21 protein-coding genes and 1 other RNA gene are annotated in these 20,601 nt (G+C 60.8%); 11 read left to right on the top strand and 11 right to left on the bottom strand.

Annotated elements, in window-relative coordinates; genetic code table 11:
• The first annotated feature begins 62 nt into the window (after positions 1 to 62).
• The 5 genes from trxA (at position 63) to AC193Q_RS19035 (ending at position 6,597) form a co-directional block, all read left to right on the top strand.
• Positions 63 to 392, top strand: coding sequence for a thioredoxin TrxA (gene trxA, locus AC193Q_RS19055; RefSeq protein WP_003206727.1), 330 nt, complete (start codon positions 63 to 65; stop codon positions 390 to 392).
• A gap of 247 nt (positions 393 to 639) precedes the next feature.
• Positions 640 to 1,899 carry a transcription termination factor Rho gene (rho, locus tag AC193Q_RS19050; protein ID WP_003229334.1) on the top strand — a complete coding sequence of 420 codons (1,260 nt, stop codon included), beginning with the start codon at positions 640 to 642 and terminating at the stop codon, positions 1,897 to 1,899.
• 193 nt (positions 1,900 to 2,092) lie between these two features.
• Positions 2,093 to 4,093: an acyltransferase family protein gene (locus tag AC193Q_RS19045; RefSeq protein ID WP_483878696.1), complete on the top strand. Its 2,001-nt coding sequence runs from the start codon at positions 2,093 to 2,095 to the stop codon at positions 4,091 to 4,093.
• A 69-nt stretch (positions 4,094 to 4,162) separates the two neighbouring features.
• Positions 4,163 to 5,629 carry a 4-hydroxy-3-polyprenylbenzoate decarboxylase gene (ubiD, locus tag AC193Q_RS19040; protein ID WP_007968427.1) on the top strand — a complete coding sequence of 489 codons (1,467 nt, stop codon included), beginning with the start codon at positions 4,163 to 4,165 and terminating at the stop codon, positions 5,627 to 5,629.
• Positions 5,629 to 6,597, top strand: a complete 969-nt coding sequence (locus AC193Q_RS19035; protein ID WP_047297226.1) for a CDP-6-deoxy-delta-3,4-glucoseen reductase — start codon at positions 5,629 to 5,631, stop codon at positions 6,595 to 6,597. Before ubiD ends, AC193Q_RS19035 begins: the two co-directional genes overlap by 1 nt.
• Before the next feature lie 9 nt (positions 6,598 to 6,606).
• On the opposite strand, the gene AC193Q_RS19030 is transcribed toward AC193Q_RS19035, so the two are convergent.
• A complete protein-coding gene (locus AC193Q_RS19030; protein ID WP_476284773.1) occupies positions 6,607 to 7,080 on the bottom strand; it encodes a sn-glycerol-3-phosphate transporter in 474 nt (157 codons plus the stop codon).
• Positions 7,081 to 7,433: 353 nt separating this feature from the next.
• On the opposite strand from AC193Q_RS19030, the gene AC193Q_RS19025 reads away from it, so the two are divergent.
• On the top strand, positions 7,434 to 8,102 hold the full coding sequence (locus AC193Q_RS19025) for a gamma-glutamylcyclotransferase (protein WP_041072057.1): 669 nt from the start codon (positions 7,434 to 7,436) through the stop codon (positions 8,100 to 8,102).
• Here the strand turns inward: AC193Q_RS19025 and glpT are convergent.
• On the bottom strand, positions 8,078 to 9,427 hold the full coding sequence (glpT, locus tag AC193Q_RS19020) for a glycerol-3-phosphate transporter (protein ID WP_003229323.1): 1,350 nt from the start codon (positions 9,425 to 9,427) through the stop codon (positions 8,078 to 8,080). The two genes, AC193Q_RS19025 and glpT, sit on opposite strands and share 25 nt — an antisense overlap.
• 226 nt (positions 9,428 to 9,653) lie before the next feature.
• Here glpT and AC193Q_RS19015 point away from each other — a divergent pair, with 226 nt between their 5' ends.
• Entirely contained in the window at positions 9,654 to 10,283 is a 630-nt protein-coding gene (locus tag AC193Q_RS19015; RefSeq protein WP_041072059.1) for a hypothetical protein, read from the top strand.
• A 177-nt stretch (positions 10,284 to 10,460) separates the two neighbouring features.
• Positions 10,461 to 11,075 (top strand): energy transducer TonB, encoded by a 615-nt coding sequence (locus AC193Q_RS19010; protein WP_483878695.1) that lies wholly within the window; start codon positions 10,461 to 10,463, stop codon positions 11,073 to 11,075.
• Between the two features lie 82 nt (positions 11,076 to 11,157).
• Here AC193Q_RS19010 and AC193Q_RS19005 read toward each other — a convergent pair whose 3' ends face one another.
• On the bottom strand, positions 11,158 to 12,135 hold the full coding sequence (locus AC193Q_RS19005; protein ID WP_047297223.1) for an NADPH:quinone oxidoreductase family protein: 978 nt from the start codon (positions 12,133 to 12,135) through the stop codon (positions 11,158 to 11,160).
• Positions 12,136 to 12,285: 150 nt separating this feature from the next.
• Between AC193Q_RS19005 and AC193Q_RS19000 the strand changes: the two genes are divergently transcribed.
• Positions 12,286 to 12,693: a flagellar basal body-associated protein FliL gene (locus AC193Q_RS19000; RefSeq protein WP_027610485.1), complete on the top strand. Its 408-nt coding sequence runs from the start codon at positions 12,286 to 12,288 to the stop codon at positions 12,691 to 12,693.
• Between the two features lie 16 nt (positions 12,694 to 12,709).
• Here AC193Q_RS19000 and AC193Q_RS18995 read toward each other — a convergent pair whose 3' ends face one another.
• The 4 genes from AC193Q_RS18995 to AC193Q_RS18980 all read right to left on the bottom strand — a co-directional run bounded on the left by AC193Q_RS18995 (position 12,710) and on the right by AC193Q_RS18980 (position 18,088).
• Positions 12,710 to 13,828: an ABC transporter permease gene (locus AC193Q_RS18995; RefSeq protein ID WP_483878694.1), complete on the bottom strand. Its 1,119-nt coding sequence runs from the start codon at positions 13,826 to 13,828 to the stop codon at positions 12,710 to 12,712.
• Positions 13,828 to 16,554: a ribosome-associated ATPase/putative transporter RbbA gene (gene rbbA / locus AC193Q_RS18990; protein ID WP_483878693.1), complete on the bottom strand. Its 2,727-nt coding sequence runs from the start codon at positions 16,552 to 16,554 to the stop codon at positions 13,828 to 13,830. Before rbbA ends, AC193Q_RS18995 begins: the two co-directional genes overlap by 1 nt.
• Complete coding sequence (locus tag AC193Q_RS18985; protein WP_483878692.1) at positions 16,551 to 17,516, bottom strand: HlyD family secretion protein; 966 nt, start codon at positions 17,514 to 17,516, stop codon at positions 16,551 to 16,553. The genes rbbA and AC193Q_RS18985 overlap by 4 nt, the downstream gene beginning before the upstream one ends.
• Positions 17,517 to 17,638: 122 nt before the next feature.
• On the bottom strand, positions 17,639 to 18,088 hold the full coding sequence (locus tag AC193Q_RS18980) for an EVE domain-containing protein (protein WP_047297220.1): 450 nt from the start codon (positions 18,086 to 18,088) through the stop codon (positions 17,639 to 17,641).
• 197 nt (positions 18,089 to 18,285) lie between these two features.
• Between AC193Q_RS18980 and AC193Q_RS18975 the strand changes: the two genes are divergently transcribed.
• Positions 18,286 to 18,441 (top strand): hypothetical protein, encoded by a 156-nt coding sequence (locus AC193Q_RS18975; RefSeq protein ID WP_086792358.1) that lies wholly within the window; start codon positions 18,286 to 18,288, stop codon positions 18,439 to 18,441.
• A 35-nt stretch (positions 18,442 to 18,476) separates the two neighbouring features.
• Here AC193Q_RS18975 and AC193Q_RS18970 read toward each other — a convergent pair whose 3' ends face one another.
• The 4 genes from AC193Q_RS18970 to AC193Q_RS18955 all read right to left on the bottom strand — a co-directional run bounded on the left by AC193Q_RS18970 (position 18,477) and on the right by AC193Q_RS18955 (position 19,895).
• Positions 18,477 to 19,082, bottom strand: a complete 606-nt coding sequence (locus tag AC193Q_RS18970; RefSeq protein WP_131670663.1) for a 5-formyltetrahydrofolate cyclo-ligase — start codon at positions 19,080 to 19,082, stop codon at positions 18,477 to 18,479.
• An 80-nt stretch (positions 19,083 to 19,162) separates the two neighbouring features.
• Positions 19,163 to 19,341: non-coding RNA, 6S RNA (gene ssrS, locus AC193Q_RS18965), on the bottom strand.
• A 30-nt stretch (positions 19,342 to 19,371) separates the two neighbouring features.
• A complete protein-coding gene (locus AC193Q_RS18960) occupies positions 19,372 to 19,689 on the bottom strand; it encodes a cell division protein ZapA (RefSeq protein WP_008055229.1) in 318 nt (105 codons plus the stop codon).
• Positions 19,686 to 19,895: a TIGR02449 family protein gene (locus tag AC193Q_RS18955; protein WP_025112001.1), complete on the bottom strand. Its 210-nt coding sequence runs from the start codon at positions 19,893 to 19,895 to the stop codon at positions 19,686 to 19,688. The genes AC193Q_RS18960 and AC193Q_RS18955 overlap by 4 nt, the downstream gene beginning before the upstream one ends.
• Positions 19,896 to 20,025: 130 nt before the next feature.
• On the opposite strand from AC193Q_RS18955, the gene AC193Q_RS18950 reads away from it, so the two are divergent.
• Positions 20,026 to 20,586 carry a YecA/YgfB family protein gene (locus AC193Q_RS18950; protein ID WP_121182553.1) on the top strand — a complete coding sequence of 187 codons (561 nt, stop codon included), beginning with the start codon at positions 20,026 to 20,028 and terminating at the stop codon, positions 20,584 to 20,586.
• Positions 20,587 to 20,601: the final 15 nt, after the last annotated feature.

Below are 20,601 nucleotides of genomic sequence, written 5' to 3'. Positions count from 1 at the left end.
CTGAACAAGGGAAGGGCGGATATGATGGGCCACGTTTTTTTGCTTACAACCTGGAGAATTCCATGAGCAGCGATCTGATCAAACACGTTAGCGACGCCAGCTTCGAAGCCGACGTACTCAAGGCCGAAGGCGCTGTACTGGTCGACTACTGGGCTGAATGGTGCGGCCCTTGCAAAATGATCGCTCCGGTTCTGGACGAGATTGCCGAGACCTACAAAGGCAAACTGACCGTTGCCAAACTGAACATCGACGAAAACCAGGAAACCCCGGCCAAGCACGGCGTGCGTGGTATCCCGACGCTGATGCTGTTCAAGAACGGCAACGTTGAAGCGACCAAAGTCGGCGCCCTGTCGAAGTCGCAACTGGCTGCTTTCCTCGACGCCAACATCTAAGCGTCGCTGTAAATCGCCGAAAAAAAGCCTCGCAATTTGCGGGGCTTTTTGCCTATTCAGGGCTAGACGCTCCGAAACTCAGGTGGTACATTCGGCCCCGCACTGGTTTCTCCACTGCCCCCTGCTAGCCGTCGCCGACGCACTCCTTTTCGAACAAGTTCGCGATCCTGTCGCCTTCTCCGCGGCGCGGCCTCATTAAGCCAAAAGCTTAATTTCCCCCCTCCATAAATGATTACGTCATTCCTATATGAATCTGACTGAACTCAAGCAAAAGCCGATTACCGAACTGCTCGAATTGGCCGAACAGATGGGCATAGAAAATATGGCCCGTTCGCGCAAGCAGGACGTGATTTTCTCCCTGCTGAAAAAGCACGCGAAAAGCGGCGAGGAAATCTCCGGTGATGGCGTGCTGGAGATTCTCCAGGACGGCTTCGGCTTCCTGCGCTCCGCTGACGCTTCCTACCTCGCCGGCCCGGACGATATCTACGTCTCGCCGAGCCAGATCCGTCGTTTCAACTTGCGTACCGGTGACACCATCGTTGGCAAGATCCGCCCTCCAAAGGAAGGCGAGCGTTACTTCGCGCTGCTCAAGGTCGACACGATCAACTTCGATCGTCCCGAGAACGCGAAGAACAAGATTCTCTTCGAGAACCTGACCCCGCTGTTCCCGACCGTGCGCATGAAGATGGAAGCCGGTAACGGTTCCACCGAAGACTTGACCGGTCGTGTGATCGACCTGTGCGCCCCGATCGGCAAAGGCCAGCGTGGTCTGATCGTTGCACCGCCGAAGGCCGGTAAAACGATCATGCTGCAGAACATTGCCGCGAACATCGCGCGTAACAACCCTGAAGTTCACCTGATCGTGCTGTTGATCGACGAACGTCCGGAAGAAGTGACCGAAATGCAGCGTACCGTGCGCGGCGAAGTGGTTGCCTCGACCTTCGACGAACCGCCGACCCGTCACGTGCAGGTTGCCGAAATGGTGATCGAGAAGGCCAAGCGCCTGGTCGAACACAAGAAGGACGTGGTGATCCTGCTCGACTCCATCACCCGTCTGGCCCGTGCCTACAACACCGTGATCCCGAGCTCCGGCAAGGTGCTGACCGGTGGTGTCGATGCTCACGCCCTGGAGAAACCGAAACGTTTCTTCGGTGCTGCGCGCAACATCGAAGAAGGCGGCTCGCTGACCATTATCGCCACCGCGCTGGTTGAAACCGGCTCGAAGATGGACGAAGTGATCTACGAAGAGTTCAAGGGTACCGGCAACATGGAACTGCCTCTGGATCGCAAGATCGCCGAGAAGCGTGTGTTCCCGGCCATCAACATCAACCGCTCCGGCACCCGCCGCGAAGAGTTGCTGACTGCCGATGACGAACTGCAGCGCATGTGGATTCTGCGCAAGCTGCTGCACCCGATGGACGAAGTGGCTGCCATCGAGTTCCTGGTCGACAAGCTGAAAACGACCAAGACCAACGACGAGTTCTTCCTGTCGATGAAACGCAAGTAACATCGCCGCTGAACCGATAAAAATGGCGTCCCGCGCGGGGCGCCATTTTTTTGCCTGAATTTTGCCCGGATTATGGGAGGTTCCCGATCTGGTAAGGTCTGTGATCGGGCACTACAACCAGCAGCGCTCGCGAGCCTCTCGACTCGGGCTCGCGCTGTATAAAAACCACCACCTGATTGGCATTAAAGATTTTATGAGCACACTCGCTTATCGAAGGGATATCGACGGCCTGCGCGCAGTCGCAGTGATCGCCGTGGTGCTGTTCCACTTTGGCGTTCCGGGGTTTACCGGCGGTTTTGTCGGCGTGGACGTGTTCTTCGTGATTTCCGGCTACCTCATCACCTCGATCATCTGGAACCAGCGTCAAGCCGGGCGTTTCAGTTTCGTCGAGTTCTGGGCACGGCGTGCGCGGCGGATTCTGCCGGCGCTGTTCGCGATGATCATTGCGGTGCTGGCGGTGGGCTGGTTCCTGCTGGCGCCCAAGGACTACGAAGAGCTGGGGCGCTCGGTGCGCTATCAGGTGACGTTCGTCTCGAACATTCTGTTCATGCGCCAGGACGGTTACTTCGACGTCGCCTCTGACTTGAAACCGCTGCTCCATACCTGGTCACTGGCGGTGGAAGAGCAGTTCTACATCTTCTTCCCGCTGCTGCTGACGTTGCTCTCGAGCCGGTTGAAACACTGGCGGCTGGCGCTGTTCGCTGTGCTGCTGGTGTCGTTCGGGCTGAGTGTGTGGGCGATCAATCATCATCCGGAGAAAGCTTTCTTCCTGCTGCCGATGCGTGCCTGGGAGTTGCTGGCCGGGGCGATGCTGGCGATTGCGCCGAAACACGCCTGGCGTTTGAAACCGCTGGCCGCCCAGGCCTTGAGCCTGCTGGGCATGGGGTTGATCCTGCTGGCGGTGTTCGTCTACGACAAGTCGACGCCGTTCCCGGGTGCCACAGCGTTATTGCCGGTACTGGGCGTGGTGCTGCTGATTCTGGCCAACGGTCATCGCGAAACGCTGGTTGGTCAATTGTTGAGCAGTCGGGTGATGGTCGGCCTCGGCCTGATTTCCTATTCCTGGTACTTGTGGCACTGGCCGGTGTTCGTGTTTTCCAGCTACGCCAGCGTCGATGAGCCGGGCGCGCTCGACACGGCCGGGTTGATCCTGCTGACCCTGGTGCTGGGTTATCTGTCATGGAAGTTCGTCGAAACGCCGTTCCGTGAACGGCGTTTGCTCGCCGGCCGTCGGCAGATTCTGTTGGCCGGTTTCTGCGGCATCCTGGTGCTCGGTCTGGCCGGGCAATCGCTGCGCTGGACCGATGGCCTGCCATGGCGCCTGTCCGAGCAGGCCCTGCAATACGCCAAGGGCCGCGAGTGGCGGCCTGAGCTGATGGCGTGTCTGGCGGATGACAAGACCCCGGACGACAAGCTGTTCTGCCATTACGGCATGACGGACCTGCCGAGCCGCGCCATGGTCTGGGGCGACAGTCACGCCACGGCGCTGATCCCGGTGTTCGATGACGGCGCCAAGGCCTACGGCGTGAGCGTGATCCTGGCCAGTTCTCCCGGCTGCATTCCGGTCGATGGGCTGGAACATGACGGTGTCTGTACGCGTTTCAACCAGCGTGTCGAGCAGGGGCTGAAGGCGCAATCGGTCAGCGATGTGGTGCTGGTTGCGCGTTGGAGCCTGTACCTGTACGGCGATGCCAAAGGTGATCTGGGCCATGTGCTGAGAACCACCGATGGCCGCTATGATCGTGCCGACGCCGAGCGGCGCCTGGCCGAAGGTCTGCGGGCCCGAGTGGCGCAATTGCGTGCCGGCGGGCATCGCGTATGGCTGGTGAAAGAGGCGCCGCTGCAGGCGTTCAGTCCGCCCTATCGGCTGACACGTCTGGCGATGCTTGATCGTCCGGTCGATGACGTCGGGCTGGACGTCGAAGCGCACCACAAACGCCAGGTGTTCATCAGTCAGCTGTTTGCGCAACTTGCGCAGGAGGATCCGGCCGTGCGCGTGGTCGATCCGGCGCCACGGCTGTGCGATGACAAAGGCTTGTGCCACGCTGAACTCGGCGGCTATTCGCTGTACACCGACGACAATCACTTGTCCGAAGTCGGCGCACGCTTCGTTGCGCCGATCCTCGAGCCGCTGTTTATGAGCCTGCAAGCCCGGGAAAACCGGGGGAAAGCGCAGACCAATGCAGCCAAGTAAGCAGCGACAGGCTGCCACAGGGCTGCATAGCAGGTAGGATGTACGCCTATTTTGAGGGTGCCATCGTCAATGAAATTCAAGGATCTTCGGGATTTCGTGCAGCAGCTTGAGCAGCGCGGAGAGTTGAAACGCATCCAGATTCCCGTCTCGCCGGTGCTGGAAATGACCGAGGTGTGCGATCGCACGCTGCGGGCCAAGGGCCCGGCGCTGCTGTTCGAGAAGCCGACCGGCTATGACATTCCGGTGCTCGGCAACCTGTTCGGCACCCCCGAGCGGGTGGCCATGGGCATGGGCGCCGAGTCGGTCAGCGAGTTGCGCGAGATCGGCAAGCTGCTGGCCTTCCTCAAGGAGCCGGAGCCGCCGAAGGGCTTGAAAGACGCGTGGTCGAAACTGCCGATCTTCCGCAAGATCATTTCGATGGCACCGAAAGTCGTCAAAGACGCGGTGTGCCAGGAAGTGGTTATCGAAGGTGACGACGTCGACCTGGCGATGCTGCCGGTGCAGACCTGCTGGCCCGGCGACGTCGGTCCGCTGATCACTTGGGGCCTGACTGTCACTAAAGGCCCGAACAAGGAGCGCCAGAACCTCGGTATTTACCGTCAGCAAGTGATCGGCCGCAACAAGGTGATCATGCGCTGGCTCAGCCACCGTGGCGGTGCGCTGGACTTCCGCGAGTGGTGCGAAAAGCATCCGGGCCAGCCGTTCCCGGTGTCGGTCGCGCTGGGCGCCGACCCGGCGACCATCCTCGGCGCCGTGACGCCGGTGCCGGACAGCCTTTCCGAATACGCTTTCGCCGGCCTGCTGCGCGGTAACCGCACCGAGCTGGTCAAGTGCCGCGGCAACGACCTGCAAGTGCCGGCCACTGCCGAAATCATCCTCGAAGGCGTGATCCATCCGGGCGAAATGGCCGATGAAGGCCCGTACGGCGACCACACCGGTTACTACAACGAAGTCGACAGCTTCCCGGTGTTCACGGTCGAGCGCATCACCCACCGGATCAAACCGATCTACCACAGCACCTACACCGGCCGTCCGCCGGATGAACCGGCGATCCTTGGCGTGGCGCTGAATGAAGTATTCGTGCCGATCCTGCAGAAGCAGTTCCCGGAAATCACCGACTTCTACCTGCCGCCGGAAGGCTGCTCGTACCGCATGGCCGTGGTGACGATGAAGAAGTCGTATCCGGGGCATGCCAAGCGCGTGATGCTCGGTGTCTGGTCGTTTTTGCGACAGTTCATGTACACCAAGTTCGTTATCGTCACTGACGACGATATCAATGCCCGCGACTGGAACGACGTGATCTGGGCCATCACCACGCGCATGGACCCCAAGCGCGACACGGTGATGATCGACAACACGCCGATCGACTACCTCGACTTCGCCTCGCCGGTCTCGGGCTTGGGCTCGAAAATGGGCCTGGATGCCACCCACAAGTGGCCGGGCGAAACCACTCGCGAGTGGGGCCGTGTGATCGTCAAGGACGACGCCGTCACCCAGCGGATCGATGCCATCTGGAATCAGTTAGGAATAGATTGATGCGTGTAACCCTGCAGCCCTCCGGAGCGGTGCTTGAGATACGGCCCGGCGAGCGGATTCTCGATGGTGCGCGGCGCCTGGGCTACGACTGCCCGCAAAGCTGCCGCAACGGCAATTGCCACGTGTGTGCGGCGCTGCTGGTGGAAGGCCGGGTCGAGCAGGCCGGCAAGGTGCAGGACCACGGCGAGTTCTACACTTGCATAGCCGAGCCGCTGGAAGACTGCGTCCTGCTGTGGGATGGCGTGCTCGCGCTGGGAGAACTGCCGGTGCGCAGCCTGTCGTGTCAGGTCATCGAATGCCGGGACGTCGGCGGCGACACCTGGCGCGTGCGCCTGCGTGCGCCGGCCGGCAAGCCACCGCGTTATCACGCCGGGCAGTACCTGATGATCGAGCGCGAGAACGGTGAAAAGTCAGCGTTCTCCATGGCCTCGGCACCGCACGGCGGACGGGATCTGGAAATCCACGTGCTGGCCCGTGAGGCCAGTGCGCTGAGCCTGATCGAGCAACTGCAGCGCAACCCGCTGGTGCGCGTCGAACTGCCGTTCGGCGACACCCACCTCGCCGAATTGCCTGACGGGCCGCTGGTGCTGATCGCCGCCGGCACCGGCATGGGCCAGATTCACAGCCTGATCGAACACTGCCGCGCCAACGGCTTCAAACACCCGGTGCATCTGTACTGGGGCGTGCGTCGCCCGGACGATTTCTACGACATCGAGCATTGGGACGAATGGCTGAAGCTGCCCAATCTGTTCCTGCACAAAGTGGTCAGCGACCAGTGCGGTTGGGAAGGGCGCTGCGGGATGTTGCACCAGGCCGTGTGCGAGGACTTCGCCGATCTGAAGGCCCTGCACGTCTACGCCAGCGGCTCGCCGGCGATGGTCTACGGCACGCTGGATGCACTGGTGGAAGCCGGGATGGATGCGCACCAGATGCGCGCCGACGTATTTGCCTACGCGCCGCGATCTTGAGCCCCGTCCCTAGAAACGTACGCCGCTAGTCACCATCGCCGCATTGGCGCCGAGAAACACCAGCTCGGCGGCCAATGGGCCGTAGTGAGTCCCGACGGACGGAATGATCACTGGCGCAACGCCATAGCGGTTCAACGGGATCTTGTCCTTGTAGTCACCGCGATAACCCTGCAACAGCCCACCGGTGACTTTCAGATACACCGGATACTCACTGCTGTCATAGCGCTTGCCGGCATAGGCGTAGTTCGAGCGCTGGCGGAACGAGTTACGGAAAGTTGCCCCGCCAAAGACCCAGCCTGAAGCCTGATTGCGTTCGATGCCGATCAAGTCCTGATGATTATTGTGTTCGGGGTCAGGCGAATAATGTCGGGTGTAGACGCTGGTCTGGGCATACCAGAAACCCTTGTCCTGCCCATCGTCCGCGGCCAATGCATGGCCGGTCTGAGTCATCAGCAATACGGTCAGAAGTCTTCGGATGTTCATTGTGCAGCCTCGGTTAAACGGGATGGCTTGCGCCAGAGGAAGGCCGTTATACGTAGGCGTTCAGCGACGGAGAAGAAAGAAAGTCCGACATTTTAGTAGGTAGTTTCCCGCGCCTTCATGAACGAAACCTGAACAAGTGAAGGCTTATGCATATTTCATTCGGGTATTTAAGATATCGCCGCAAGGGTATTAGGCTATATAAAACCGGATAACCGGGCAGATGATCCCGCATTATCGTTGTCAGGCGGGTCATACATCCTTTAGCACTTTTCGTTTTACAGTTACTGCTATATGTTCTATCAAGCGAATTGTGCTTACATCTTGTAATACTTGCGGGGCCGAACACTTCCGTCATGACAGCCATTGAATCTGCTTTTGTGAATCTGGCTTACCCTCCGCGGCTCGATCTGGGGCCGCAGCTGACCCACGAACAACTTCTCGTCTCGATGCAATCGACCATGGCGCGCCACAAGGGTGGACCGGTGTGGCTGTTCGCTTACGGCTCGCTGATCTGGCGCCCGGAGTGCACGGCGGTGGAGCGGGTGCGCGGGCGAGTCCACGGTTACCATCGCGGCTTGTACCTGTGGTCGCATGAGCATCGTGGAACGCCGGAAATGCCCGGGCTGGTGTTCGGTCTGGATCGTGGCGGTTCGTGCAGCGGCTTCGCCTATCGGCTGCCGGAAGAGAATCTCGACGCTGCGCTGTACGCGCTGTGGAAACGCGAGATGCCGTTCCCGTCCTATCGCCCGCACTGGCTGAACTGCCGGCTCGAAGATGGCAGTCAGGTTCAGGCGTTGGGGTTTGTTCTGGAGCGACACCTGCCCAGCTATGCCGGCAACTTGCCGGATCATGTGCTGAGTCAGGTGTTCGAAAGCGCTTGCGGGCGCTACGGCACCACTCGCGATTATGTCGAGCAGACCGCCCACGCCCTGCGCAGCCACGCCATGCCGGATCGAAATCTGGAGGCGCGGCTCAAGCGCTGTCAGGCAAAAGCCGATCAGGCGACGGCTTCGCGGCTCTGACTGGCGACTTGCTTGTGCCATAGCGTCGGGGCCAGGAAGGCCATCGACAGCAGGCAAGCGCCCACCAGCAGGACAAAACCACCGTCCCAGCCGAAGTGGTCAACGGTATAGCCCATCGCCGCACTCGCCGCGACCGAACCGCCCAGATAGCCGAACAGACCGGTGAAGCCTGCTGCCGTCCCGGCGGCTTTCTTCGGTGCCAGCTCCAGCGCCTGCAGACCGATCAGCATCACCGGGCCGTAGATCAGAAAACCGATCGAGAACAGCGCGATCATGTCCACGGTCGGGTTGCCGGCCGGGTTCAGCCAGTACACCAGCGTCGCGACGGTCACGAGTGCCATGAACACCATGCCGGTGAGGCCACGGTTGCCACGGAAGATCTTGTCCGACATCCAGCCGCACAGCAGCGTGCCCGGAATGCCCGCCCACTCGTAGAAGAAATAAGCCCACGAAGTCTTGTCGACGTCGAAGTGCTTGGCTTCTTTGAGGTAGGTCGGCGCCCAGTCCAGTACGCCGTAGCGCAGCAGGTAGACGAAGACGTTGGCCATGGCGATGTACCAGAGCATTTTGTTGCGCAGCACGTATTTGACGAAGATTTCCTTGGCGCTGAATTCGTCTTCGTGGCTGGCGTCATAGCCTTCCGGGTAATCGTTCTTGTACTTCTCGATCGGCGGCAGGCCGACCGATTGCGGGGTGTCGCGCATGGTGATGAAGGCAAACACCGCCACGCCCAGCGCTACCGCTGCCGGGACGTAGAACGCCGCGTGCCAGTCATTGAACAGGCCCATGCCGATCAGGAACAGCGGGCCGATCAGACCGCCGCCGACGTTATGCGCCACGTTCCACACCGAGACCACGCCGCCCCGTTCCTTCTGCGACCACCAGTGCACCATGGTGCGCCCGCTCGGCGGCCAGCCCATGCCCTGGGCCCAGCCGTTGATGAACAGCAGGATGAACATCATGGTCACGCTGGACGTCGCCCACGGCGCGAAACCGAAAATGAACATCACTCCAGCCGACACCAGCAAGCCGAACGGCAGGAAGTAGCGCGGATTGGAACGGTCGGACACCAGGCCCATCAGGAACTTGGATAGACCGTAGGCGATGGCAATGGCCGACATCGCCAGACCCAGATCGCCACGGCTGTAGCCTTCGTCGATCAGGTACGGCATGGCCAGGGAGAAGTTTTTGCGCAGCAGGTAGTAACCCGCGTAGCCAAAGAAGATACCGGCGAAGATCTGCCAGCGCAGGCGTCGGTAAGTGCTGTCTATTTTTTCTTCAGGCAATGGAGCCTGATGTGCGGCAGGACGAAAGAAAGCAAACATTCAAGAGCTCCAGATTTCTTGTTTTGACTGCGGATGCGAATGTTACAGTTTCGTTACCGAAAATAGCACCGGTTCGCATCGGCAAAACAGCGGAAAATGTTGGAAGTCGCATGTTCTTTTACGAACCTGTCGCTCAGCTGTAAAAACAGGACGTTTTCACCACTTATCAACAGGGTGTGGCATAGACTCGCGGCCCGTTCAGCCAATTGATCAGCAGAGATAGGAAATGGCCCTGAAGGTTCGCATGTTGGTGCCGAGGTTCTTGGTGGCGGCGGGGCTCGCCGTTGTGCTGCTGACATTGATCGTCACCGATCATCCTTCCCATTCCGGCCTGCGCAACGCTACAGTGCTGATCATCCGGCATGCGGAAAAACCGGATACAGGATCGGTGCTCAATGCCCGAGGCGAGCAACGCGCGGCCGCCTACGTCGACTATTTCAATCCGCTGAAACTCGACGGCCAGACACTCACGCCCCAGCGTTTGATCGCTGCCGGCGACACCCCGGAGAGTTCGCGCTCGCGCCTGACCCTGACCCCGCTGGCCCAACGTCTGAACCTCGCGATCGAGCAGCCCTACGTCAATGGCGATCTGCATCAATTGGTCAAACTGTTGCGCAAGAGCAATCAGGCGCAAACGGTGCTGATCGCCTGGCACCACGGCCACATCAATAAACTGCTCAAGGCCTTTGGTGGCGATCCCACAGCGCTGATGGGGCAGGAAAGATGGCCGGATGAAGTCTTCGACTGGCTGATCGTTTTGCGCTTCGATGACAAGGGACGGCTGATTCCGTCCCGCAGCCTGAAGGTGCAGGAACATCTGTTGCCGGGCGACGCGGCAGCGACCAGCGGCGGCTAAACATCCGTCAGAAAATGTACCTGAAGCCCGTTGCGCAGGGCGTTCGCCTGTTTTCTTGTCAGGATCAGGAAATATCCTGCATTCAATAGCGAAGCTGCGCCATTCAGTTAACAGGCAGTGCTCCGTAACCTTTCTGTTGTTGCCGGACAGGCATCTCAATCGGGAAGGGGCGAGATCATGCGGTGGTTCTTTGCTGGGCTTTTATTGACGATCTTCAGTCTTGCGCTGGCAGCGGAAGGGTTACTCATACCGGAAAACATTCCCAAGCCGATTTACCCGAAGCTGTTGCGCAGGGCCGGGGTCGAAGGCGAGGTCAGGGTCAGTTTTGTCGTCAAGGCGGATGGTTCGGTCAGCGCGATCAACATTGTGCAAAGTGATCACCCTGATCTGGCTGAGGCAGTCAAAGACGCAATAACACAGTGGCGCTTCAAGCCCTGGACGACTGAAGACGGGCGCCCTGCAGAACAGCCCGTGGTGGCACCGATGCTCTTTCGACTGGGCCGGGACGAGCCGATCCACCTCAATCAGTGGCTGAAGTCAGTGAAGTGTCATGTCATCAATGGCAGTTTCAGAAACATGCCTGAGTACGCCTGGGTCGACGCGGACGTGTTTCATTACACCCGCGCTTACCTTTCGAACGCGATCCAGAAGAGTCAGTTGGCCGATGATCAACGTCTGGCAATCATCGCCAGGATGAATCGGCGCGTACCGATGATCGTCAGAGGCTGCCGCGAGGCTCCCATGCGTAGATACATGAGCTTTCTGCCGGGAGAGGTTCGTGAGTTGCTTTGATAACCAGCGCCGCTGAGATTGAAGCTGTGTTGCTGCCTGGCGCGAATCGGGCCGGCTCCAAGGGGCGCCGGCCGGGAAAAACTCAGCGCACCTGCACCACCACCTTGCCCACCGCCTTGCGCTGCCCCAGATCGTTGATTGCCTGCGCCGCGTTGCTCAGCGGGTACACCTGCGACACCAGCGGTTTCAGCTTGCCTTCGGCGAACCAGCCGAACAGTTGCTGGAAGTTCGCTGCGTTGTCCTGTGGCTGGCGCTGGGCGAAGGAGCCCCAGAACACGCCGAGCACGGCTGCACCTTTGAGCAGCGCGAGGTTGACCGGCAGTTCGGGGATGCGTCCGCTGGCGAAGCCGACCACCAGCAGGCGGCCGTTCCAGGCGATGGCGCGAATGGCCTGGTCAAACAGGTCGCCGCCGACCGGGTCGTAGATCACGTCGGCGCCCTGGCCGTCGGTGAGGCGTTTGATTTCGTCCTTGAGGCTGGTTGCGCTGTAGTTGATCAGTTCATCGGCACCGGCGGCCTTGGCCACGGCGAGTTTTTCCGCGCTGCTGGCGGCGGCAATGACCCGGGCGCCCATGGCTTTGCCGATCTCCACTGCCGCCAGGCCGACGCCACCGGAAGCGCCGAGCACCAGCAGGGTCTCGCCCGGTTGCAGGTTCGCCCGTTGCTTGAGGGCGTGCATCGAAGTCCCGTAGGTCATGCTGAATGCGGCGGCGGTGTTGAAATCCATCGACGGCGGGATTGGCAACACGTTGTAGCCCGGCACCGCGACCTGTTCGGCGAAACTGCCCCAGCCGGTCAGGGCCATGACCCGGTCGCCGACGTTCAGATGGCTGACCTTTTCACCGACGGCGCTGACCACGCCGGCCGCTTCGCCCCCGGGGGAAAACGGGAAGGGCGGCTTGAATTGATACTTGCCCTCGATGATCAGTGTGTCCGGGAAGTTGACCCCGGCGGCGTGCACCTCCAGCAGGATTTCGTTCTTCTTCGCGACAGGACTGGCGACGTCTTCCAGCACCAGCGATTCGGCAGGGCCGAAGGCTTTGCACAGCACGGCTTTCATCAGGGCTATTCCTTTGGGAGTGATGGCCGATAAGTGTAGGTATGTCAGTCAACGGGTCAACGAGCATGCCCGGCCCTGATAGTCAGCCATAAGCTTGTGCTTGCGCGGCGGGTCGTTATGCTAGGCCGCAAACCGGATAAGGAGCGAATTGTGAAAGCGTGGATCATGTTGTTGCTGGCCCTGTCTCTGCCTGTGGCAGCGCTGGCCGAAGAAGCCAAAGAAGGCGAGGCGCCGAAAGTCAACTACATCACCCTGAGCCCGCCGTTTGTGGGCAATTACGGGCTGGACGGCACGCCGAAGCTGAAAGTCTACAAGGCCGACGTGGCGCTGCGTGTGACCGGTGAAGAGGCGACCAAACTGGTCAAGGCCAATGAACCGCTGATTCGCAATCAACTGGTGGCGCTGTTCACTCAGCAGACCACCGAGGCGATGGGCAGCATCGAAGGCAAGGAAAAGCTGCGTCAGGAAGCCCTGAAGCAGACCCAGCAGGTGATGAATGACGAGACCGGCAAGCCGGTGGTTGAAGATCTGTTGTTCAACAACCTGATCATTCAGTAACCACACTGACCGCTGTTCAGGACGCCAGGCTTTTGCGAAAGCGTGCCAGCGCAATGAGGAAGAACAGCAGGCCGATGGCCGTCAGCGCCAGCAAGTCCGGCCAGACCACGCTCAGCCCGGCGTCGCGAAACAGAATCGCGGCGCTGAGGCTGACAAAGTGCGTGGACGGCGAGCCCTGCATCACCCACTGCAACCATTGCGGCATGCTGTCCAGCGGTGTGCTGCCGCCCGACAGCAGCAACATCGGGATGATCACTGGAATCGCCAGCAGGCCGAACTGCGGCGTCGAACGCGCCAGCGTCGCCAGAAAGATGCCCAGCGCGGTGCTGGCAAACAGATAAACCGCCGTCACCAGTAAAAACAGGCTCATCGAACCGGCCAATGGCACGCCCAGCAGGCCTTTGACCACCACTTCCAGCGACAACCAGGTGCACAGCACCACCACCAGCAGGTTGCTCCAGATTTTCGCCAGCATGATTTCCAGCGCCGTCAGCGGCAGCACCAGCAAGTGGTCGAGCGTGCCGTGTTCGCGTTCGCGCAGCAGCGCCGTGCCGGTGAGGATGATCGCCAGAATGGTGATGTTGTTGACGATCTGAATCACCGCCAGAAACCAGCCACCTTCCAGATTGGTGTTGAACAGGGCGCGAGTAGTCAGTAGCACCGGCGCCTTGGTCGCTGCTTCACCCTGATCTGCATAGTCGAGTAACTCGCGTTGAAAGATCCGGCCAATGTAGCCAGCGCCCATGAACGCCTGGCTCATGGCCGTGGCGTCGACATTGACCTGAATCGCCGGTTGCCGCGCCGCCAGCAGATCGGTTTGAAAGCCCGCCGGGATGTTGATGACGAAGGTGTATTGACCGCTGTCCATCACCTGGTCCAGCTGAGGGTAAGGCAACAGCAGCGGCGTCTGGAACTCTGGCGGCTGCAGGGCTTGGGCCAACTGGCGCGAGAGGGCGCTGTGGTCTTCGTCGACGATGGCCACGCTGGCGTTGTGTACGCCAATCACCGAACCCGCAGCGGGCATGTAGATCGCCACGGTAAAGGCGTAGAACAAAAACAGCAGCAACACGCTGTCATGCCGCAGGCTGGTCAGTTCCTTGAGGCCCAGGCGCAGGATATGTGCGAGCTTGTGCATCAGGCCTCCTGCTTTTTCAGCATGATCAGGCTCAGCCCGGTGAATCCGACAAAGAACCCGAACAGCGCCAGGCACTGCGGCCATAGCTGACGCACGTCCAGCGCTTTGGTGAAAGTGCCCACCGCGATGTCGAGGAAGTGCCCCGCGGGAAACAGCATGCCCATCACCGCAGCCGCACCCTCCAGTGACGAGCGCGGCACGATCAACCCGGAGAACTGGATGGTCGGCAAGCTGGTGATGATCATGGTGCCGAGGATCGCGGCGATTTGTGTGCGGGTGAACGCCGAAATCAGCAGGCCCATGCTGGTAGTCGCCAGCACGTACAGCAGGCCGCCGAATGCCAGCGTCAGCAGGCTGCCCTTGAACGGCACGCCGAACAGCCAGCGATTCATCGCCACCAGCAGCGCGAGGTTGACCAGACTGACCAGCAGGTACGGCGCCTGCTTGCCCAGCAGAAACTCCAAGCGGGTCAGGGGCGTGGCGTAGAAATTGGTGATCGAGCCCAATTCCTTTTCGCGCACGATGCCCAACGCCGTCAGCATCGCTGGAATGAAGGCGAGGATCAGCGCCATGACCCCGGGGCCGATGGCGTTGACGCTGACCACGTCCTGGTTGTAGCGAAAACGGGTTTCCAGACTGGCCGCTGTCGGGCGGGCCAGCGCAGGGCTGCTTTGCTCGGCCAGTTGTTGAAGATTGGCCAGGTGCACGGCTTCAACATAGTTGCGGCTGGTTTCGGCGCGAAACGGCATGCCGCCATCCAGCCACGCCGCCACAGCGGGTTGGCGCCCGGCGTACAAATCGCGGCCGAATCCGGGCGGGATCTCCAGTGCCAGTTTGATTTCCGAGCGTTGCAGGCGCCGGTGCAGCTCCTGTGGGTCATGAATGGCCGGCTGCTCGTCGAAGTAGCGGGAGCCGCGAAATGCCTCAAGATAAGCCCGGCTCTGCGGCGTCTGGTCCTGGTCGTACACGGCGAACGCGAGGTTTTCCACGTCCAGGGAAATCCCGTAGCCGAAAATCACCATCATGAAAATCGCCCCCGCCAGTGCGAACGCCATGCGCACCTTGTCGCGCAGCAGTTCCTTGCCTTCGCGACGGGCCACCGCCAGCAGGCGACCGAGGCTGAAACCGTGACGCGGCACCGGGGTTGTCGCTGCGCTCGGCGGCGCCATTTGTGGCTCGGTTACAGGCGCCGATGCCTGAGCGCCCTGAGCCTGTTCCAGGCAAGTGACGAAGGCCGCTTCCAGCGTCTCTCCAGCGAACTGGCGTTGCAGTGCCGCCGGGGTATCGCACGCGAGAACCTTGCCGGCGTGCATCAGTGAGATGCGGTCGCAGCGCTGAGCTTCGTTCATGAAATGCGTGGAGAGGAAGATCGTCACGCCTTGTTCACGGGACAACTCGATCAACAGTCGCCAGAAGTCATCGCGGGCTGCGGGATCGACACCGGAGGTCGGCTCATCGAGGATCAGCACTTCCGGGCGGTGCAGAACTGCCACCGCCAGCGACAGACGCTGACGCAGCCCCAATGGCAACGCCCCGGAAGGCTGGTCGGCGACCGCGAGCAGATTGAAGCGCTGAATCAATGCCTCGATGCGCTGTGCGCCCTCGGTTTTGGGCAGGTCGAACAGCCGCGCGTGCAGTTCGAGGTTTTGTCGCACACTGAGTTCGCCATACAGCGAAAAGCTCTGCGACATGAACCCGACCCGCTTGCGCGTGGCCAGATCCTTGGCGTTCACCGGGTTGCCGAGCAGCGTTGCACTGCCTTCACTGGCCGGCATCAGCCCGGTCAGGACTTTCATGGTGGTGGTCTTGCCGCAGCCGTTGGAGCCAAGAAAACCGAAAATCTCGCCACGGCCAATGGCAAAACTGACGTGATCCACAGCGGTGAAATCGCCGAAGCGCAGCGTCAGGTCGTGGGCTTGGATGGCGATGTCATTGCTGTTGCCGGTGCGCGGTGGAATCACCAACGGTTGAGCGTCGTGCTGGCTGTCACCCTGGAAATGGGTAAAGGCGTCATCGAGTTTGCCGCTGGGGGTGACGGCCGCCAGCTCGCGGCTCAAGCCGGTGGCGATCAACTGGCCGGCGTCGAGCATCAGGCAATGCTCGAACTGCTCGGCTTCTTCCATATACGCCGTGGCGACCAGCAGCGTCAGTTGCGGGCGCTGGCTGCGCACGTCGTCGACCAGCTCCCAGAAACGCCGGCGCGAGAGCGGGTCGACGCCAGTGGTCGGCTCATCGAGGATCAACAGGTCGGGCTCATGGATCAGCGCGCAGCACAGCCCGAGTTTCTGCTTCATGCCGCCGGACAACTTGCCGGCGGGGCGCTCGGCGAATTTCAGCAGATCCGTGGCGAGCAACAGGCTGTGCATGCGCTGCTCGCTTTCAACCCTGGACAGGCCGAACAGCGTCGAGAAGAACTGGATGTTCTCGCGGATCGACAGTTCGGGGTACAAGTTGCCGCCCAGCCCCTGCGGCATGAAGGCGATGCGTGCATAGAGTGTGTCCCGATGCCGGCGATCCTGGATCGCGCCTCCGAGCACTTCCAGTTGTCCTTGTTGCAGGGTTTTCACGCCGGCGATCAACCCCAACAGGCTGGACTTGCCCGCGCCATCGGGGCCGATCAACCCGCAGCGGGTTCCGGCGGGCAGGCTGAAGGCGATCTCGTTCAGCGCTTGCTGTTTGCCGTAGCGGTGGGCGATACCGTTCGCTTGAACCGCAAGGCTGCTCATTGCAGATTGGCCGGCCATTCGACGGGTGCGATCCGCACATAGCCGGCGCCGGGCATGCCGGGCTTGGCCTGTGGCACGGCGCTGGGCTGGGTCAGGCGCAACTTGACGCGGAACACCAGTTTTTGTCGCTCGTCGCGGGTCTCGACTTCTTTGGGGGTGAATTGCGATTTGGCCGCGACGAAACTGATTTTTGCCGGCAGCGGTTTATCGGGCAAGGCATCGAGCAGCACGCGCGCCTCATCGCCCACGGCCAGGCGCCCGGACACCGCGGCTGACAGATAGAGGTTCATGTACTGGTCGTTGGGATCGATCAGCAACAAGACCCGGCCGCCGGCACCCAGCACTTCGCCGGGTTCGGCCATGCGCAGCTGGATCACGCCATCAATCGGCGCGCGCAGAAGGCTGTCGTCGATTTCGCTGGTCAGCTGCGCCACCTGCGCCTGCGCTGCGCCGATTGTTGCGCTGACGGCAGATACCTGGGCGCGGGCTGCGGTCACCGCAGCGTTGCCGGTGCCAATGCGCGACTGCAATTGATCGATGATCTGCGCGCTGACGTAACCGTGCTTGAACAGTGACTGCGAGCGGCCGAGCTCTTGCTGGGCCAGCAGTAGCTCACTCTGACGCAACTGCACATTGGCCTGAGCGGCGTTGAGATTCTCCCGGGCGCGCAGGACTTCGGCTTCGGCCTGATTGCGCTGGGCTTCGAGGGTGCGGGTGTCCATGCGCGCCAGCAGTTGTCCTTTGCTGACCTTGTCGCCTTCATCCACCAGCACCTCGGCCAGGCGCCCGGGAGTCTTGCTGGCGATCTGCACCTCGGTGGCTTCCAGGCGCCCGTTGCCCATCGACAGCCCCTCGACCAGCCGGCTGCTGATCGACATCCAGTAACCGATACCGCCGGCGGCGGCAAGCAGTACCAAAAGCGAACCGGCGTATAGAAGTGAAGAACGGCTGTGCGTCGACATGGGGGCATCCTGCGGCTGTGGCGTCCAGTCTGACTGTTCAAGCGTTCCGCGCGCTTGATGTCAGTCAAATGAGCGCCAAGCCTAGCCCTTTTTTCGGGTAAAAAACCGTGACCGGAGAGTTCTCAACGCAATCCGAGCACGACGGCCCACTGTTCGGCGGTCACCGGCATGACCGAAAGACGGCTGCCTTTTTGCACCAGCGGCATCTCGGCCAGTGCGGTCTGCTGCTTCAGATAATCCAGTTTCAGCACCCGGGCAAAGGTCTCGACGTGTGCAACATCGATGGCACTCCAGGCGTTTTTCTCGGGCGTGGCTTTCGGGTCGAAGTAATGGCTTTCGGGGTCCAGTGCGGTGGGATCCGGGTACGCTGCCTGAATAATCCTGCCGATTCCGGCAATCCCCGGTTCCGGGCAACTGGAGTGGTAGAAAAAGAACTCATCCCCGACCGCCATCGCCCGCAGGAAATTGCGCGCCTGATAGTTGCGAACCCCGTCCCAGCGCGCTTTTCCGAGTGTCTCCAGGCCTTTGATCGAGAGTTCGTCCGGCTCGGATTTCATCAGCCAATAGGCCATGTCTTTTGCTCCTCAAGCGGTGATTGGACAGGTTGTCGGGCAATTTTATGACAAACCGACGGTCGGTTGACGTCAGCATTTGCGCCCGGGTTCACGTTGTCGCAAAATGCCGGCCTTTAAAGCTTGACGCTGCTGCACGGCCTACGAACGGAAACCGCTGCTGTCATCGTGATGATGTGCCTTGAGGGGGGCAATCGATGAAACGCAAACCGGATTTGCTATGGACTTTGGTTATTTTGTTCGGCCTGGGCGTCGTGACCACCGGTTATGCGCAAAGTCTGTGGACCAGCAAGACCGATGCGCCGATTGAAGTCGCGCAACAGGTCCAACAGTCGACCGCGTTCAAGCGCTGAAACAGCCTTCCCGACGCCGCTGACCTGCGCGGCGTCTACCCTGCGAAATACCACGCCTTATCGGTGACCGTGCCCTGCAACGGTACATCCCAGCTGGCCTGCGCCAGGCGTTCGACCTTCTGACATTCATGGGCCAGCCCCAGCAACGTCGGCTTGCGCCAGGTTTTGCGCCGGGCCAGGTAGGCCAGACTGCGGTCGTAGAATCCGCCGCCCATCCCCAGCCGTCCGCCGACATCGTCAAACCCAACCAGTGGCAGCAACACCAGATCCAGGGTCCAGATCCTGCGTTGCTGAGCCAGATTGGCTCGCGGTTCGAGAATGCGAAAGCGATTGGGCTTGAGCTTGTCGCCCGGGCGAATCCGCTGGAACACCATCTTGGTTCGCGGCCAGGCACTGAGCACTGGCAGGTAGGTGGCCTTGCCGCGCCGCTGGGCTTCGCGCAGCAGCAGGCGCGGGTCGATTTCACCGTCGGTGGGCAGGTACAGGGAAATGTGTCTGGCCCGGCGAAAGTGCGGGTCTTGCGCCAGTTGGCGGAACAGGCCTTTGGCGGCCTGGCGTTGTTCGCTCGGGGTCAATGCGCGGCGCGCCTTGCGCAGCAGACGGCGGAGTTGCGGGCGGGGCAGCAGCGCGGGTTCGGTCATGGTTCGGCTTCGGCAGGTGAGGGCGGAAACGCACGCATAAAAAATCCGATGCCGGCAAAAACCGGCATCGGATTCGAATCAGGCTCCCCGGATGAACCGCTGTCAACTTAGCCCTTGAACCCGAAAGTTCAAGGTGGAGGATGCAGTAGACTTTAAGGCTTTCCGTCTGGCGGACATGCACACCAGCCCAACGTGCAACCTCCAGGGTAGTGCAAATCGGCTCAGGGACATCGTCAACTGGCAAGCACCCCAGGGAGTGCCGCGAGTATACCTCAAGCGGCCCGGCGAATCAGCCCTTGGTGACGTCCGGATCGGTCGCCAGCACCAGATCGACACGATCGAGCAAGTCGCGCACCTGTTCACGGGTCGAGCCACTGGCCTGGATGTCCGGGCGCTCTTCTTTGTGCAAGAGGTCGTGGGTGATGTTCAGCGCGGCCATCACGGCGATACGGTCGGCGCCGATGACTTTGCCGCTGCTGCGGATCTCGCGCATCTTGCCGTCCAGGTAGCGGGCGGCGCTGACCAGATTGCTGCGTTCTTCCTGGGGGCAGATGATCGAATATTCTTTGTCGAGGATCTGCACGGTAACGCTATTGCTTGAACTCATGAGTCTTGCTCCAGGGCCTTGAGGCGCGAAATCATCGATTCGACCTTACGCCGGGCGATTTCGTTTTTTTCAATGAGGTGAGCGCGTTCCTCGCGCCAGGTCTTTTCCTGAGCTAGTAAGAGTGCGTTTTGACTCTTAAGTTGCTCCACTCGACTAATCAGCAGTTCGAGTCTGGCCATCAGCGCTTGCAGGTCGGTGTCTTCCATTGTGTCCACTGAGTCGGAGTCTGTCTGATGGGATAGCTGGCGGACAGCCTTTAATAGTCTTGGCGAGTCTGTCGATGTAGGATACAAGGCCTTCATTCTAGACATAGCGCCGTCTGGCGCCTAGCTGCCCATGACCATTGCGAATTCCCCGTACCAAGCCTTTGCCACCCTGCTGACTGCCAGCGGCCACAACGTCTCGCCTGCCGAACTGCATGGCCTGCTGCTCGGCCGCAGCTGCGCCGGCGCCGGCTTCGATAACGAAGGCTGGTTGATCGACGCCGCCGAACTGCTCGAAGGCGATATCCAGGACAACGTCCGCAACGCCCTGATCGGCCTGCAAGAAATGGTCAAGGGTGAGTTGACCGGCAGCGACGTGACCGTCGTCCTGCTGCTGCCGACCGATGACGCGCCGCTGGCCGACCGCGCTGCTGCACTGGGCCAATGGTGCCAAGGCTTCCTCAGCGGTTTCGGCCTGAACTGCCGCGACAGCAGCATGCTCAGCACCGAAGCTACCGAAGTGCTGCAGGATCTGGCGGCGATTTCCCAGGTGCAAGATGCCCTGGAAGAGTCCGACGACGGCGAAAACGATTACATGGAAGTCATGGAATACCTGCGCGTCGCGCCGCTGCTGCTGTTCTCGGAAACCAGGAAAGCCGACGTACCGCCAGCCGCCAAGCCGTCGCTGCATTAATCGCGTGCCAGGGAA

The organism is Pseudomonas sp. F2 (genome assembly GCF_057174385.1).
This window is presented reverse-complemented; position numbering and strand designations above follow the sequence as displayed.

What these genes read in the sequence shown, in the direction of transcription:
- AC193Q_RS19045 (WP_483878696.1), top strand. Translation starts at nt 2,093, where the DNA reads ATGAGCACACTCGCTTATCGAAGGGATATCGACGGCCTGCGCGCAGTC.
- AC193Q_RS19010 (WP_483878695.1), top strand. Translation starts at nt 10,461, where the DNA reads ATGCGGTGGTTCTTTGCTGGGCTTTTATTGACGATCTTCAGTCTTGCG.
- trxA (WP_003206727.1), top strand. Translation starts at nt 63, where the DNA reads ATGAGCAGCGATCTGATCAAACACGTTAGCGACGCCAGCTTCGAAGCC.
- AC193Q_RS18955 (WP_025112001.1), bottom strand. Translation starts at nt 19,895, where the DNA reads ATGGAAGACACCGACCTGCAAGCGCTGATGGCCAGACTCGAACTGCTG.
- rho (WP_003229334.1), top strand. Translation starts at nt 640, where the DNA reads ATGAATCTGACTGAACTCAAGCAAAAGCCGATTACCGAACTGCTCGAA.
- AC193Q_RS18980 (WP_047297220.1), bottom strand. Translation starts at nt 18,088, where the DNA reads ATGGCCTATTGGCTGATGAAATCCGAGCCGGACGAACTCTCGATCAAA.
- rbbA (WP_483878693.1), bottom strand. Translation starts at nt 16,554, where the DNA reads ATGAGCAGCCTTGCGGTTCAAGCGAACGGTATCGCCCACCGCTACGGC.
- glpT (WP_003229323.1), bottom strand. Translation starts at nt 9,427, where the DNA reads ATGTTTGCTTTCTTTCGTCCTGCCGCACATCAGGCTCCATTGCCTGAA.
- ubiD (WP_007968427.1), top strand. Translation starts at nt 4,163, where the DNA reads ATGAAATTCAAGGATCTTCGGGATTTCGTGCAGCAGCTTGAGCAGCGC.
- AC193Q_RS18970 (WP_131670663.1), bottom strand. Translation starts at nt 19,082, where the DNA reads ATGACCGAACCCGCGCTGCTGCCCCGCCCGCAACTCCGCCGTCTGCTG.
- AC193Q_RS19025 (WP_041072057.1), top strand. Translation starts at nt 7,434, where the DNA reads ATGACAGCCATTGAATCTGCTTTTGTGAATCTGGCTTACCCTCCGCGG.
- AC193Q_RS19035 (WP_047297226.1), top strand. Translation starts at nt 5,629, where the DNA reads ATGCGTGTAACCCTGCAGCCCTCCGGAGCGGTGCTTGAGATACGGCCC.
- AC193Q_RS18985 (WP_483878692.1), bottom strand. Translation starts at nt 17,516, where the DNA reads ATGTCGACGCACAGCCGTTCTTCACTTCTATACGCCGGTTCGCTTTTG.
- AC193Q_RS18950 (WP_121182553.1), top strand. Translation starts at nt 20,026, where the DNA reads ATGACCATTGCGAATTCCCCGTACCAAGCCTTTGCCACCCTGCTGACT.
- AC193Q_RS18975 (WP_086792358.1), top strand. Translation starts at nt 18,286, where the DNA reads ATGAAACGCAAACCGGATTTGCTATGGACTTTGGTTATTTTGTTCGGC.
- AC193Q_RS18995 (WP_483878694.1), bottom strand. Translation starts at nt 13,828, where the DNA reads ATGCACAAGCTCGCACATATCCTGCGCCTGGGCCTCAAGGAACTGACC.
- AC193Q_RS19030 (WP_476284773.1), bottom strand. Translation starts at nt 7,080, where the DNA reads ATGAACATCCGAAGACTTCTGACCGTATTGCTGATGACTCAGACCGGC.
- AC193Q_RS18960 (WP_008055229.1), bottom strand. Translation starts at nt 19,689, where the DNA reads ATGAGTTCAAGCAATAGCGTTACCGTGCAGATCCTCGACAAAGAATAT.
- AC193Q_RS19005 (WP_047297223.1), bottom strand. Translation starts at nt 12,135, where the DNA reads ATGAAAGCCGTGCTGTGCAAAGCCTTCGGCCCTGCCGAATCGCTGGTG.
- AC193Q_RS19015 (WP_041072059.1), top strand. Translation starts at nt 9,654, where the DNA reads ATGGCCCTGAAGGTTCGCATGTTGGTGCCGAGGTTCTTGGTGGCGGCG.